This window comes from Isoalcanivorax indicus (assembly GCF_003259185.1).
GTDB classification, from domain to species: domain Bacteria; phylum Pseudomonadota; class Gammaproteobacteria; order Pseudomonadales; family Alcanivoracaceae; genus Isoalcanivorax; species Isoalcanivorax indicus.
In genome coordinates this window covers 172931-186674 of sequence record NZ_QGMP01000001.1, presented here as the reverse complement: position 1 = coordinate 186674, position 13744 = coordinate 172931, and the positions used below count along the sequence as shown (strand labels likewise).

Annotated in this window: 12 protein-coding genes; 6 read left to right on the top strand and 6 right to left on the bottom strand. The window is 61.5% G+C overall.

The features are described from left to right. The first annotated feature begins 4 nt into the window (after positions 1-4). Positions 5-1498 carry a YifB family Mg chelatase-like AAA ATPase gene (locus tag DKW65_RS00850; protein ID WP_111655470.1) on the top strand — a complete coding sequence of 498 codons (1494 nt, stop codon included), beginning with the start codon at positions 5-7 and terminating at the stop codon, positions 1496-1498. Positions 1499-1571: 73 nt separating this feature from the next. Here DKW65_RS00850 and DKW65_RS00845 read toward each other — a convergent pair whose 3' ends face one another. Then, positions 1572-2441: a sterol desaturase family protein gene (locus DKW65_RS00845; protein ID WP_111657464.1), complete on the bottom strand. Its 870-nt coding sequence runs from the start codon at positions 2439-2441 to the stop codon at positions 1572-1574. Between the two features lie 75 nt (positions 2442-2516). Here DKW65_RS00845 and DKW65_RS00840 point away from each other — a divergent pair, with 75 nt between their 5' ends. Continuing rightward, on the top strand, positions 2517-3308 hold the full coding sequence (locus tag DKW65_RS00840; protein ID WP_111655469.1) for a helix-turn-helix domain-containing protein: 792 nt from the start codon (positions 2517-2519) through the stop codon (positions 3306-3308). On the opposite strand, the gene DKW65_RS00835 is transcribed toward DKW65_RS00840, so the two are convergent. The 5 genes from DKW65_RS00835 to DKW65_RS00815 all read right to left on the bottom strand — a co-directional run bounded on the left by DKW65_RS00835 (position 3305) and on the right by DKW65_RS00815 (position 7823). Continuing rightward, positions 3305-3679: a DUF6285 domain-containing protein gene (locus tag DKW65_RS00835; RefSeq protein ID WP_111655468.1), complete on the bottom strand. Its 375-nt coding sequence runs from the start codon at positions 3677-3679 to the stop codon at positions 3305-3307. The two genes, DKW65_RS00840 and DKW65_RS00835, sit on opposite strands and share 4 nt — an antisense overlap. Positions 3680-3684: 5 nt before the next feature. Next, on the bottom strand, positions 3685-4695 hold the full coding sequence (locus DKW65_RS00830) for a phosphotransferase family protein (RefSeq protein ID WP_111655467.1): 1011 nt from the start codon (positions 4693-4695) through the stop codon (positions 3685-3687). Continuing rightward, positions 4692-5891 carry an acyl-CoA dehydrogenase family protein gene (locus tag DKW65_RS00825; protein ID WP_111655466.1) on the bottom strand — a complete coding sequence of 400 codons (1200 nt, stop codon included), beginning with the start codon at positions 5889-5891 and terminating at the stop codon, positions 4692-4694. The genes DKW65_RS00830 and DKW65_RS00825 overlap by 4 nt, the downstream gene beginning before the upstream one ends. Before the next feature lie 21 nt (positions 5892-5912). After that, complete coding sequence (locus DKW65_RS00820) at positions 5913-6668, bottom strand: SDR family NAD(P)-dependent oxidoreductase (protein WP_111655465.1); 756 nt, start codon at positions 6666-6668, stop codon at positions 5913-5915. A gap of 66 nt (positions 6669-6734) precedes the next feature. Continuing rightward, the gene (locus DKW65_RS00815) at positions 6735-7823 is read right to left on the bottom strand and encodes an AraC family transcriptional regulator (RefSeq protein ID WP_162925628.1); all 1089 of its coding nucleotides are present in this window, start codon (positions 7821-7823) and stop codon (positions 6735-6737) included. A gap of 204 nt (positions 7824-8027) precedes the next feature. Between DKW65_RS00815 and DKW65_RS00810 the strand changes: the two genes are divergently transcribed. Genes DKW65_RS00810 through DKW65_RS00795 form a run of 4 tightly spaced genes read left to right on the top strand, consistent with a single transcriptional unit; the run spans position 8028 to position 13743 of the window. After that, the gene (locus DKW65_RS00810; protein ID WP_162925627.1) at positions 8028-9632 is read left to right on the top strand and encodes a hypothetical protein; all 1605 of its coding nucleotides are present in this window, start codon (positions 8028-8030) and stop codon (positions 9630-9632) included. Next, positions 9629-10261, top strand: a complete 633-nt coding sequence (locus DKW65_RS00805; protein WP_111655462.1) for a hypothetical protein — start codon at positions 9629-9631, stop codon at positions 10259-10261. Before DKW65_RS00810 ends, DKW65_RS00805 begins: the two co-directional genes overlap by 4 nt. After that, positions 10251-11618, top strand: a complete 1368-nt coding sequence (locus DKW65_RS00800; protein WP_162925626.1) for a hypothetical protein — start codon at positions 10251-10253, stop codon at positions 11616-11618. Before DKW65_RS00805 ends, DKW65_RS00800 begins: the two co-directional genes overlap by 11 nt. Next, complete coding sequence (locus DKW65_RS00795; RefSeq protein ID WP_162925625.1) at positions 11596-13743, top strand: DUF6160 family protein; 2148 nt, start codon at positions 11596-11598, stop codon at positions 13741-13743. Before DKW65_RS00800 ends, DKW65_RS00795 begins: the two co-directional genes overlap by 23 nt. Position 13744 lies beyond the last annotated feature (1 nt).

Genomic DNA, 13744 nt, shown 5'->3' with positions numbered 1-13744 from the left:
TTTCATGTCTGTCACACTGCTCCACACCCGCGCATTACTGGGCATCGACGCCCTGCATGTCCAGGTCGAAACCCACCTCTCCCCGGGCCTGCCCGGTTTTTCCATTGTCGGGCTGCCCGAAGCCGCCGTGCGCGAAAGCCGCGACCGGGTACGCTCGGCGCTGATCAACAGCGGCTTCGAGTTTCCGGTGCGACGCATCACCGTGAATCTGGCCCCTGCCGAGCTGCCCAAGGGCGGTGGCCGCTACGACCTGCCCATCGCTTTGGGTATCCTCGCCGCCAGCCGCCAACTGCGCATCGCTGATCCTGATGCCTTCGAATGTCTGGGCGAACTGGCCCTGGGCGGCGAGTTGCGCCCCGGGCAGGGCGTATTGCCTGCGGCCCTGGCCGCCCAACGCACAGGCCGCGCCCTGATCCTGCCCGCCAGCAACGCCAGCGAAGCGGCGTTGGCGCATCGCGCTGTGCACGGCGCTGATTCGCTGCTCGCGGCGTGTTCGCATATCGAAGGTCGGGAAATCATCGCGGCGGCCACAGCACCGACTATTGCCGCCACGCCCCTCTCGGCCCCCTGCCTGAGCGACGTGCGCGGCCAACCCCAGGCTCGTCGCGCGCTGGAGCTGGCCGCTGCGGGCGGCCACTCGCTGTTGCTCAGCGGTCCGCCTGGCAGCGGCAAGAGCATGCTCGCCCAACGTCTTCCCGGCCTGCTGCCGCCACTGGACAACGAGGCCGCCCTGGAGGTCGCCGCCGTGCATTCATTGCATCGGTCGCGCGACCTGGGACAGTTCCGCTTGCCGCCTTTTCGCTCGCCGCACCATACCGCCTCGGCCCCGGCTCTGGTCGGCGGCGGCAGCACGCCACGGCCCGGCGAGATCTCGCTGGCGCACCACGGCGTGTTGTTTCTGGATGAATTACCCGAGTTCAGTCGGCACGTTCTGGAAGTGCTGCGCGAACCACTCGAAACCGGCGAAGTGCATATCTCCCGGGCCAGAAGCCAGGCACGATTTCCGGCACGCTTCCAGCTCATCGCCGCCATGAACCCCTGCCCCTGCGGCTGGCTGGGCGACCCGGCACGAAGCTGCGGTTACTTTTGTGACAAGGCGCGGCGCTATCAGCAAAAGCTGTCTGGCCCGCTGCTGGATCGCATTGACCTGCACCTGGATGTAGAAGCCGTGTCCGCCGCGGCCCTCGCCAGCCCGAATGAGGGCGAGACCAGCGACGCGGTACGCGAGCGCGTTATCGCCGCCCGGCAACGGCAGCTGCACCGCCAGGGCCAACTCAACAGCCAACTTGATCCGGCCACACTCAGCCCCTGGCTGCACGCCCACAGCGACTGGCTGCAACACAGCATGGAGCGCCTGGGCCTGTCTGCACGCAGCCTGCATCGCCTGATCCGCGTGGCCCGCACCCTGGCCGATCTGGCCGACGAAGACACCCTCCAGGAACAGCACCTGCTGGAAGCCCTCAGCTACCGCCCGGCCTCCCCCGCCCCGCCGCACTGATACCACCCGTATGGCCATCCACGACTGGATACACTGACCAAGGTGCTATCGACGCTGGGCCCGGGTCTGTCCATCAAGGCTCACGACGCCGCCTGTCGCTCCGAAACGGCTCAAGCAGTTGCACAAGATACGCCTTCGGATAATCCTCGCGGCCTCTGAGGCCGAGCTCATGGCTGCCACGGGGAGCTTCGCCAGATCGATAGTGAAAAGTGCCCGCCACATGGTCATAAAGATTGGTGAAAAGGCCGAAATTGATGTCGCCCTCGCCATGACGGCGATGATGAAAACGATGCACCTCGGCATTCGCGAACAGATAACGCAAAGGGCCTGTGCGAATATCCGCGTTCATATGCTGGCAAAGCAGTGCAATGGAGGCCAGAAATGGCAAGATGATCGCCACATTGAAGGGGATACCCAACAACAACAGCGGTAACACGCCAGCCCCCACCTCTATACTCTGATGTACCGGGTGCTTCATCAGTCCGTTAAGACCGTACAACCGACCCGGGCTATGGTGGACAGCATGAAATCGCCATAACCATGAAAAACGATGGCTGGCATGATGTGCCATCGCAATCCCCGCATCCAGTATCAGCACGGCCATCAACACCTGAAGCAGATAGGGCCACTGATGCGGCCACACCCCGCCACCCAGGGCCAGTATGGCGAAAACAGGCAGCAGCCACAGAGAGGCTCGATTGAGCGTCAGATTGACCAGTGCATGCAGAACATCTCTCCCGATATCACCCTGGCTCCTGTTCCAGTCGGGCTGGTAGGGAATCAGCCGCTCCAGCAGAAAGCAGTAACCTAGCGCGGCCGCCAGTATCGTCAGCATGACGATAACGCCGCTATCCCTGCCGCCCGCCATGACGATGGCGCCACCAAATCCGAAAAAAAGCACCGGCCAGGCCAACCAGCGCGCCACCGACTTTACGTATCCCATACCCGCCTCCAGCATCTGTCATCCCCGACAGTATCCGGTGGCCGGCAAGGCGGCGCTTGAATAAACTGGCAGACCATGACCATCACGCCTGCACTACAGCTTTACCTGTGGCCGGACCGTCTGCTTTTTATCGGGCCGGGCCTGGATACGCATGCCCATCGCCACCATGCCGCCCAATTGTGTATCAGCCTTGATGCATCACCAGTGCAGATACGCGCTGACAACGACGATCTGCTCGCCCCCGGCCCGGCCTTCTTCATACCGTCGGACACATCGCATCAGATCATGCAACACCAGGGCCTGTTGGCCATGTTCTATTTCGACCCGGAAAGCCAGGAGTGTGAGGTGCTGGCACAGCACCTGATCGGCGAAAAGGGAGGCCGCATTGCTCCCGTCAATACGAGCGCGCTGCCGCTCGATCAACTTCGTGCATTGGCAGAGGGGCAGCACGATGTCGCGCTGGCCAACGACCTCTGCAACGCGCTACCCGGTTTGTCCGCCGTTCGCGCCGACAGGATTGACCCACGCTTGCAACGCGTGCTCGACTGGCTGGGAGATCATCTGGAAACGCCGGTCCGGCTGGCCGCTCTGGCGCGCATCGCGCAGGCCTCGGAAAGCTGGCTTGCACATGCATTCACCGACACCATCGGCATCCCCGTAAGACGCTACGTGCTATGGCGCCGACTCCGGCGGGCCATTGAGACAGCGCTCGATGGCGCTTCCCTGACGGAAGCCGCACACCATGCCGGCTTCTCGGATGCAGCACACCTTTCGCGCACCTTCCGGGACAATTTCGGTGTTACGCCTTCCTTTCTGTTCGCCCGACGAGACCAGATGTTCGTTATGTTTTGCGACAGGGCAGACTAAACATCCGGGCCGAGCAGCCCTTCCTGACGCAGATAGCGTGGTGCGCTTTCGATGACCCGTTGCAGGGTTTGCTGCCAGAGCAGGCCCTGCAGTGTTGCGTCGGCGTCTGCGGCGCCGGAGCGCACCAGGGTGGCGAACATGCGGTTCAGTTCGTCGGCGGAACCCTCTTCGTCCAGCAGCACACGCAGCGCTTCGTACTCCGTGTTTTCCGCATCGTCGCCGTTGTCGAGCTGGCGCATGGCAATACCCAGCGCGTTCAGCGACATGAGCAGGGTATAGGTCTTGTCCCGCGGCACATGCGGCAAGATGTCGTCACGCAGCAGCGTGCGCACTGTGTCGAGCAGATTGGCACCAGATGGCTGGATACGCATTGCTGTTAACTCCTTTCCGACAGGCCAGTCATGCGCAGGATGTGCAGTTCAAGCTCCGGCACGATATGCGCGGTGAGTGCCAGTTCCAGAGAGGGCTCATTGCCGGAGATATGCCGCTCCCCCTGCTTGATGGCGATCATGGCCCAGCGCACATGGGCAAAGACTTCCCAGTAGAACAGCGCCTGCTCGTCAATCTGCTGGCCACTGACCTCCTGATATCCGGCCAGCAGGGCGGCGCGGGAACCGACTCCCCCGGCGGCCAGTGCCTCGTCCAGCTGGCCGAAACGCCAGCAACGGGCACAGAACCAGCCCAGGTCCTCCAGAGGTTGCGACCAGCTGGTGAATTCCCAGTCCAGCACGGCGGTAAGGCCGTGCTCATTCACCATGTAATTGCCGGTACGGAAATCACGGTGCACCAGACACAAGGGGGCTTGCTCGGGCAGGTGGGTTTCGAGCCAGCGCAGCCCCCACTCCAGCGCCGGGAAGGCACTGTGGTAGCTGTCCAGGAAGTCGCGACTTTCACGAATGAAGACCAGCGCCGGATGGTCTTCAGGCACCGGCAGAAAATCCAGATCCTCGCGTGGTGGCCGGATGCTGTGTATCCGCGCCATCTCACGTCCGATCTGGCGTACCAGCGCTTCACGATCCGGGGCCAGCGACAGGTCCTTGACCAGCCGATGCCCGGCGGCGGTGCCTGCGGCACGGCGCATGATGAAAAAGTCCCGTCCCAGTACCGAGATGTCTCCCAGCCACAGGGGGCCTGGCACCGTCACACCGGCAGCATAGGCCGCCTTGAGCAGGGCAAATTCCTGAGCACGCCCCAGACTGTCCGGCACGGCGGACGGTGCATCACAACGAATAACCGCTTCGATCAGCTCGTCACCGCACTGGATATCCGCCGCCCAGTTTTCCTGGATGGCGCCGCCGGACAAGGCCCGGATGCCACCCAGTGAAACCGGCTCACCGGCACGTTCGGTCAGCCAGTGTTCAAGGCGCTCGATCTCGTCAGGCTTCATACACCCCACCGGAAGAAATCGTTCTTTTCCTTCAGGTAGGCACGGGAAAGGACCATCTTGTGAATCTCACTGGCGCCGTCTACCAGACGCGCCTGACGGGCGTAGCGATAGATCCACTCCAGCAGGGTATCTTTCGAATAGCCGCGCGCACCGCACAACTGGATCGCCGTATCGGCGGCCTTGTGCAGCGTATCCGCCACATGGATCTTGGCCATGGAAATCTCGCTGCGGGCAAAATCGCCCTGATCCAGTTTCCAGGCGGCCTGCATGGTCAACAGACGCCCGACATGAATGTCCTTGGCGACCTCGCCCAGCATCCACTGCACACCTTCGTGCTCGGCCAGGGTGCTGCCGAAACTCATGCGGTTTTCCACATATTCACCGGCGATTTCCATGCAGCGTTTTGCCAGGCCCAGCCAGCGCATGCAGTGCGTCAGACGCGCGGTGCCCAGACGGATCTGGGTGACTTTCAGACCATCACCGATTTCAAGAAGCCGGTTTTCGTCGGGAATTTCCAGGCCGTCGAACCGCAGTTCGCAATGACCGCCATGCTCTTCCGGGCCCATGATGCCGATACGTCGCACCACCTCCCAGCCAGGCTGGTCGGCATCGAACAGAAACGCCGTCAGCCCCTTGCGGGTGTCGTCGCCGGTTTTGGCGATCAGTACGAAGTGCTGCGCGCCCTCGGCGCCAGTAATGAACCATTTGCGACCATTGACCACCCATTTATCGCCTTTCTTTTCGGCTCGGGTATAGGTCAGCGACGGGTCCGACCCGCAGCCGCCATCCGGTTCGGTCATGGCAAAGGCCGAGCGCACCTTGCCATCGATCAGCGGTTGCAGCCAACGGTCTTTCTGCTCACTGGAAAGAATCTTGTTGAGCAGGATCATGGTGCCGTCATCCGGCGCCGAGCAGTTGAACGCCAGCGGGCCGAACGGCGACCGCGAGGCTTCCTCGTACAGCGCCGCCATGCCCACCACGCCGACATCCAGGCCGCCGCGTTTTTTCGGCATCTGGAAGGCCCACAGCCCGGCCGCTTTCGCTTTTTCGCGCAGTGCTGCCACGATGCGCTCGTCAAGGTTCTCGTGGCCGTCATAATTGGCAGCGTCCTGCTCGAGCGGTATCACATGCTCGGCCACAAACTCACGGACCTGCAGACGCAGCGCTTCAATATGCGGGGGAAGGGTAAAGTCCATCAGATTGATCCTGGTGATTCGTCAGAGGGTAGAGCACAGATGCGCGCCGTCCACGGGGACCGCCGCGCCGCTCATGTAACTGGAAGCATCGGACGCCAGCAGCAATAGCGGGCCGCTCATTTCCGGCATGTCGCCCACACGGTGGAACGGGATGCGCTTGATCTGTTTTTCGCCTGCCGGGCTGTGCAACCAGTCACGATTGATCTCCGTTTCGAAGTAGCCCGGACAGATGGCGTTGCAGCGAATGCCATAGCGCGCATAATCCAGCGCAATGGACTTGGTCATCTGCACCACAGCCGCCTTGGAGGCCGTGTAAGCGCCCAGCTGCTGGCCGACGCGCAGGCCCAGCACCGAGGCAATGTTGATGATATTGCCGCCCTGACCCTCGGCCATCCAGCGCTGTATCGCCTGCTGCGCCACGGCCCACACGCCTTTGAGATTGGTATCCAGCACCGCGTCCCAGTCACCCTCACTCAGCTCATGGGTGGTACTGATCCGGTTGATGCCCGCGTTGTTAATCACGACCTGCACCGGCGGCATGGTCTCGAACGCCGCTTTCACACTGGCATAGTCCGAGACATCCATCGGCACGACCGTGGCTTCACGGCCCAGGGCCCGCACCGCCTCGGCGGTTTCCTCCAGTCGCTCCACACGGCGTGCCGCCAGCACCAGATCGGCACCGGCCCCCGCCAGTACGCGTGCAAAATGGGCGCCAAAACCGCTCGACGCGCCGGTGACCAGCACACGCTTGCCAGTCATGGAAAAGAGTTCGGTCATTGTTGTGGTCCTCAGATCGTGATCACAAGACAGGACCACTGAGGCTAGACAGTCCGGCGCCCGGGCTCAAGGACGAAAACGCTCAGCCTCCGCATGCGGCACGTCATGAGTGAGCTGGTTCCGGTAAGACCGCGGGCTCATACCGGCCCAGCGAGAGAAGGCGCGCGAGAAGCTCGCCGCCTCGTGATAGCCCAGCTGGTAACCGACCTCCGCAATAGACAGACGGCTGCGGGACAGCAAACGGCGTGCCCGGCTATACAGCTCTTCGTCCACCAGCTCCCGGAAACTGACGCCCTCGCTACGCAAGCGCCGCTTCAAGGTACGTGTCGAGACACCCAGCCAGTCCGCAAACTGCTCCAGGCTGGGCAAGGCTTCGCCGCTCTCGCAGCGTGACAGGTGGTCACGAATGCGCTCGGCAATACCCGTGTGAGAGCCGTACAACTGCATGAATTCCTGTTCGCACTGTTCCCGCGCATACACTTCCATTGACGGATTGGATAACAGCGGCACGCCCAGAAAGGTATCCCGGTCGCCTTCCAGCGACCAGGAATCGGCATCGAAGATGACGGGCGCAGGCAGGTCGTCCCTGTATCGACGAAAATAGGGCGGCTCAGGGCAGGCCATATGAATGCGTAGCCCCGGTATACGTTTCCCGCACATCTGTTCCAGCACGTTGGCCAGACCCACCAGCATGGCCTCCATGGAGAACTGGATGACCCCGCGACTCACCGGCAAATCGCAGCGCACATGCACCGCGACACGGTCTTCCGTTTCCTCGAAGGCGGCCGTCAGAAAAGGGGTGCGCAGCGCCGTAAAGCGAATCACCGCATCCAGCGCCGCCAGCACCGACGGGCTGGACAGGGCGAGCAGTCCGACCGGCCCCATCAGGGTGGCACGAAATGCGCGGGCATAGGCCAGCCCCAACCCCTTGTCGCTGAGTTTTCTGATGGCGCGCTGTGCCGCCGTGTAGGCCGTCAGCATCGAGATCTGGCTATCGGGTTGGCACAACATCACGCGGCTGATGCCCAACCCTTCAAGCAGATCCGCATCCCGCAACCCGAAATCACGACACACATCGCACAAGAGCAACAGGTAAACACCGGGAACACCGGTGCGAAACCCCGCTTGCTGTTCCGCTGGTGGTAACTGACCCATCCGCATAAGTTTGTGACCCATTTCGGCAAGACGTATGTCCCTTTCGTCATCCACCATGAATACACCTGCATAACAGGTCGGGCAAGCTCTCCGTCCCATGCAGATTGATAATAACAACCACAGAACAACAAGAAGAAGGCAATGAATGCCACAGCTGAGCATACAAGTGTTAACTGTATGTTCATCGCAATCCTGATCCTTGCGATGACTTACCCCGTGCTATCCGCTGCCAACGCGCTGGTTGGCGATGGCATGACGCTGCTTATGGATGAGGAGCTGGCCGAAGTGGATGGCGCGGGGATTACCTTTACCTGGGAAGATTTTCGTTGGCTGACCCAACCCACCAGTTACTTCGAACAGATCGGCAGTGGCACTGACCCCGACACCAACTGGCAACGCGGCGATTTACGTTGGTACGGCGTCAGTGTTTCCGCTGTTGGCCCCGGCTACACCTGGACAGAAAGCGGCGGCAACATGGACCCCTGCAACGGCCAGGGCGCCAACGGCCTCGGTTGCCCGCGCGGCAATACCATCAGCCACTTTGCTGCACACGACAACCCTTATGTATTGCGTGTTCAGGATTACAGCGGCCTCGGCGCCGCGGCCGGAGATATTGGCAACGGCATTATTACCTGGTCAGGCAGTACCAGCGAAGCACACACCGTGCTCGAGCTTCTGGCGCCCACCCGGCAGGAAGACTATCGCTTTGCGTTCTGGGGTGAAATCGAGGTAGGCAGAAATCCGGACACGCTCGCCAACAATGGGCTCCTCAAGAGCCAGACGATTATCCAGGGCAGCGCCGCCAACAGCGTACTGCGTCTGTTCCAGTTTACCGAGCCCGGCAACGAGACACTGGCGCTCATGTATCACAGTCATCTGCAAGGTGACTTCCGTTTCAGCATGGCACAAACAGCGGCCAGCGCCTCAGATCAACTCGGCATACCCGTGGCCTTCGAACCGCACGAAGGCTTGCACTTCCGCAACGTCGACGCCTACGTGCCCCTGGGCCAACTTTTCTATCAGGCCCTGGTACTCAATGTGCCCCGCGATGCTGAGGGCAATACCATCAACGACGGCAACTTCATCCTTGAGATACCGAAGTTGCCGGAGGATCAGCCGGCAGTATGGCGCCGTTTTTACAGCCTCGCTGTTCCCGACGCTCCGGACGCTGGCTACATCACTGCGCGCGCAGCGCTGTTGCACCACACACCCGGCGCCACTCCCGCCACCGCCGTGCCGGACAATTACTTTGTCACCCATGGCTATTCCCGCTGGGGCAACTGGTTCCCTTGCCAGGGCGTGGGCTGTCCGAACCCGCCCACCAGCGTCAACGCCACCCGCAATGCCTACAATGCCATCGACAGCGGCATCTTCTTCCGCGCGCGCGAAGGGCAGACGTTCGATGCCTACGCCTACCGCCTGACTGCAGTGGATGTGCGTCCTGGCACGTTCGAGTACACCTGCCCCAGCCATACAGGCAGCGGATGCAGTGGTGGAAGCGGCGGGGCTTACACCCCGGCGGGAAGCGGCCACGGACAAACCGGCCGATACTATGTTGGCTCGGCATCCTGCACACCGGGGACCACTGGCAACGCCCGCTTCAACTGCGGCTATGGTGGCGCCTTCAGCATCAGCGCGGCGATCACCAACGTCAGCCGCGTCAATCCAGCGCATTATTTTGGCCACGCACCCGCCGCAGCACATTCGCAGCCGGTTATTCGCACCAACACCGCCAACCTGGGTGACTCGCGTATAGAAGGCATGCTGATTAACCATATCCGTTTCACCAGTTACGGTGCCAACCTGTGAAGCGCCTGTTGGCTCTGTGGATGTTCAGCAGCGGTGCCGCCGCCGGGTCTTTGCAACCGCTTGACGATCAGGACCTGGCAGAGGTGTCGGCGCAACAGGGAATAGGACTCCATTTCGAATTTCTGATTAATGTCGACATGGATGCGCTGGGCAATATCACGCCTGTGGCCTGCCCCACCGCAGCCGAGCACAGCAACGGCACACCGGATTGCCGTCTAGCCCTGAAATTCAACGACATTGATGATGGCTGGCTGGTACTCAAGGATTATCACGGCGCGCTATCCATAAACGCCTTGCGGGTCGACTCGGCGCGCACACCCGAGACACCTTCCGGGTACTGCGACGCGGCCTGCCAGGCTCGCTTCCCTGCCGACTTCGATCCGGATGACGTACCTGTCTTGCAGCTGTCTTTCGATCACAGCGATATCGCCGCCAATACGAGCTGGTATGACGACCTGTATTTCTATTTCTCTGTTGAACGAATCACCGCTGAGTTCGGCAGCACCGGCTACCTGGATGACAACATTACCGGCTCAGCGCTCGGCATCCGCATGGCAGATGGTCCCTACGGCGACGGCGGAGCAGCAAGGATGCGGTTTGACGGCAGGATGCAGATGTATGGCTATTAAGACGTTATTTTCAACGCTCAGCCTTGCGCTGCTCGGAGGCGCTCTGCCCGTTCTTGCGGCTGCCGCCATACCCGATCAGGCCTCTGCGAATCAACACATGCCGGCACTTCCCTACACCGGACTGGCACCCCTGGAAGATGAAGCGCTCGGCGATGTCATGGCCCAGGGACTGATTGTTACCGACAAGATCAGCGGCACCGAGCTGCCCGGAAGCAACCCGTTCTCGACCCCCTTCACCTTCTATCGCATGGGTCTCGAAGGGGAACTCGAACTGAACATGAACATTTCAAAACTTCAGTTAGGCTGCGGCGGCATCAACGATCATCTGTCCGGATACGCAGGGTGTGATATTGACATCGACTATGCCACATTGATGGGGCGTGATGGCACAGATCTCGGCGACCCCATGAGTGCTTTTGTGCTGAAGCGGCCCTACATCGAGCTGGCGGTACGCAATGACCATGACCCGGCACTACGCGAGGTCATTGGCATCAAGATCGGGTCGCAAAGCGCAGACGGCGCCCTGAGCATAGGGCGAGTCTACGAGCAAGCCGTTACCAACCAGGAGAACATGCTTTCAAACCAGTGCAACCCTTCTGCCTCGACCGGCGCTGGCGTGGTGGGCTGTCATTCCGGCATCAATAGCGTCAGTGGCTTCCTGGGCGCCGAAATGTCATTGACCATGGGCGTAGAGGCAAGGGTTTGCGCTGGCATCATGGTCGGGTCCACCTGCCTGTCCTTTACCTTGCCATTGAATGCCACGGGCTGCGTGGGCCGAACCGAGTACGGCGGCGACTTGTGTGGCAGCGGCCGCAATGATGCTTTCTTTGTTGATCTGGCAGGCACGCGAATGCAGTCACTGGGCCTGCGCGCTGCAGAACTCGATCTCACCGGCAGTGGGATAACGGCTTTTCTGGAATTGATCGGCCTGAATACCGTTTCGGCGCAGCTCAAGGCTGATTTGCGGTTACTCCACAAGCTGACGTTCGAGGACACCGGTGATTTCTTCCTGTCATTCCAAAGAGAACCGGTTGCCTATCCACGCTACAGCAAACAGACCCCCATTCAGGAAATGATCGCGGATGGCACCATGGACACCGCCTTTGATGCCTGCGCCGTATCGGGCTTTGCCACACCCCGATGCAATAGCGCTTATGCCGTGCCTGCGAACACAGGCTGGTGGCTCAACGCTCCCAGCGTCAAGCTGCTGGACGTCTACAACCCGTCCAGCAATCTCGGCACCTTATCCATTGGCAATGCGCTTCAGTTGCTGGGACCACCCGGCTACCTGATCGAGAACGCCGAGTTCGCGCTCCGCCCTGCAAGGAACTGCTATGGCAGCAGCACGTTCTGTTAAGAGCCCCCTGGATAACGCCGCTCTCTGGGCAGGCTGCCTGCTTCTGCCCTGCGCTGCTGCGGCAATGCAGCCGCTGAACGATACCCAGCTTGCTGACGTCAGCGGGCATGACGGCATCTCGGTCGTGCTTTCCGGCATGGGCATCGGCGCTGACAGCGTCGTCATTCACGCCGACCCCGGCACACCGGATGCTGGCACGTTGCGTGCACGAGACATTCGCTACACACCTCTGTCCCCTGCCACATCATGGCTCGATCTGTCACTGGATGCCGGTGCCCGTGATGGCGATGGATATCTCTCCCTGGCCCTGTCCATGGCCCCCACACGCTTCGAAATGGCCGCACTGGACCTGGGTAACAGCACCCGGCATTTCGGTAGCTGGACGCTGGACGGCCGCTATGATTTTCTGCTGCAAAATCAGGGTCTGTTTCGGGATGCCGACCCTTCGGAGGGACTGGCCCGGTTGCGGCTGTCGCTGGACGACGCGCATCTGGGCTATCGCCCCACAGATACGTCCAGCACTGGCATTTCGCTGGACAACTTGCATTTTCTCTGGGATTTGCCAGCGGGCACCGTCAGCCTGACAGAACAGGGGCTTCGCGTTGCGGGGCAGGTCGACTATGCACTGGCGTTCGACTGGCGCTATCAGGACGGCGCCCATGACCTGCCGCTGCTGCATCTGGGGTGGCAGGGCAGGCTCTACGATACCGAGGTGTTGCTCGGCACTGGCGGCGTATGGGACGGCACGGAGGCCGACGGGCAGTACGACACGCATACGCGCACCGACGGCTTGCACCTCAATATCGGCTGGAATTACAACACCGGCAACCAGCATGTTTTTGACCCCGAGCAGGATATGCGATGGCGTATCGGACGCGTCGGCGACAACCGTATGGCGCTGGATTTCATGGACTGGCGCAACCTGCAGGACAGCAACGGCGACCCGGTACCGCTGGGCTTCTCCTTCCCGCTCACCTTTGACGTCGTCCCCGCTGGCGCACACGGTCCCGGCGGCCTATGCTGGGGCGCCAACGTGCACGGCAGTGGCTGCTCTGCGGCTGGCGGCCAATACCTTTCTCTGGTCCATGGCCAGGTCAGCGGTTATCCAGGCCCGATAAACCGCTCGGACGGCGACACCCTGATGATACTGCTACGCGACGGCCAGCTTTTGGCCTATGCCAGTCAGGTGCGAGTGGACCCGTTGGGCGCTGCCCCGCAGGATTATCGATGGGGGCTGATCTACACGTTGCCGAATATCAACGCCAATATCGCGCTCTACCCCGGGGGCAATGAATCCTCTCCCGGTGCCGGCAGCCGCCATCACGGGTTCATGGCTGACATCCTGTTGATGAGTCAGACCTTTGCCGGGGACACGCAAGGGTACAACTGGGCCAACGGTGCGCATTTCATGATCGCCGACACCTGCGAAGCCGATCTCCCGGGCTGTGATCGGGATGTCAATATGGGCATCGGCTTCATGGGCTCAAGCTTCCTGCTCGCCGCTGACGATACACGCATCTGGATTCGCAATATGGATGACGACGATCCTGAAAGCGGAGGCATCGACCTGCTATCGCCCCGCACCCGAATGCAGTTCAGCGGCTTGCTCGGCATGGCTCGCCTGCCGGACGGTGCCGATGTCGTGCGTATTGCCGGTTCCGATCTGAATCTTGAAGGGCTGATCAACTTCCGGCTGTCGCCACCCCCGGCGGGAGCACACCATCTTGCTTACAGCGCCGCCATGCGCCTGGAGCCACTCCATGACGCGGCGTCTGACCTGCACGCCAGCGGCCAGGGCAGCTGGTACAGCATCTACGAAGCGGGCCGTCCCGATGTAGCACTCACCTTCGCCGACCTGCGCGGGGACATCACGCTCGAAGAAGGTCGTCTTGAGGTACTGGCGGCGGGCGAGAAGCAGCCTGGCTCACCGCCCAGCCTGACGTTATCAAACCAGATACGCATCGGTGCCAGCGCCGCCCCCCGGCTGGCCCAGGGCACCACCGGTCTGGGACTGATGGATGCCGGACAGGTCCTGCGGGGCGACGTTTATTTTGGCGGTAATCGGCTCGGCGAAATAGTGATTCCCGGCGCTACCCTGCGCAGCACCATTACGCTGGTGCCCTGAT

Coding starts and splice junctions, on each gene's coding strand:
- DKW65_RS00825 (WP_111655466.1), bottom strand. CDS start 5,891: ATGGACTTTACCCTTCCCCCGCATATTGAAGCGCTGCGTCTGCAGGTC.
- DKW65_RS00830 (WP_111655467.1), bottom strand. CDS start 4,695: ATGAAGCCTGACGAGATCGAGCGCCTTGAACACTGGCTGACCGAACGT.
- DKW65_RS00815 (WP_162925628.1), bottom strand. CDS start 7,823: ATGGGTCAGTTACCACCAGCGGAACAGCAAGCGGGGTTTCGCACCGGT.
- DKW65_RS00850 (WP_111655470.1), top strand. CDS start 5: ATGTCTGTCACACTGCTCCACACCCGCGCATTACTGGGCATCGACGCC.
- DKW65_RS00795 (WP_162925625.1), top strand. CDS start 11,596: ATGGCAGCAGCACGTTCTGTTAAGAGCCCCCTGGATAACGCCGCTCTC.
- DKW65_RS00840 (WP_111655469.1), top strand. CDS start 2,517: ATGACCATCACGCCTGCACTACAGCTTTACCTGTGGCCGGACCGTCTG.
- DKW65_RS00835 (WP_111655468.1), bottom strand. CDS start 3,679: ATGCGTATCCAGCCATCTGGTGCCAATCTGCTCGACACAGTGCGCACG.
- DKW65_RS00845 (WP_111657464.1), bottom strand. CDS start 2,441: ATGGGATACGTAAAGTCGGTGGCGCGCTGGTTGGCCTGGCCGGTGCTT.
- DKW65_RS00810 (WP_162925627.1), top strand. CDS start 8,028: ATGACTTACCCCGTGCTATCCGCTGCCAACGCGCTGGTTGGCGATGGC.
- DKW65_RS00800 (WP_162925626.1), top strand. CDS start 10,251: ATGGCTATTAAGACGTTATTTTCAACGCTCAGCCTTGCGCTGCTCGGA.
- DKW65_RS00820 (WP_111655465.1), bottom strand. CDS start 6,668: ATGACCGAACTCTTTTCCATGACTGGCAAGCGTGTGCTGGTCACCGGC.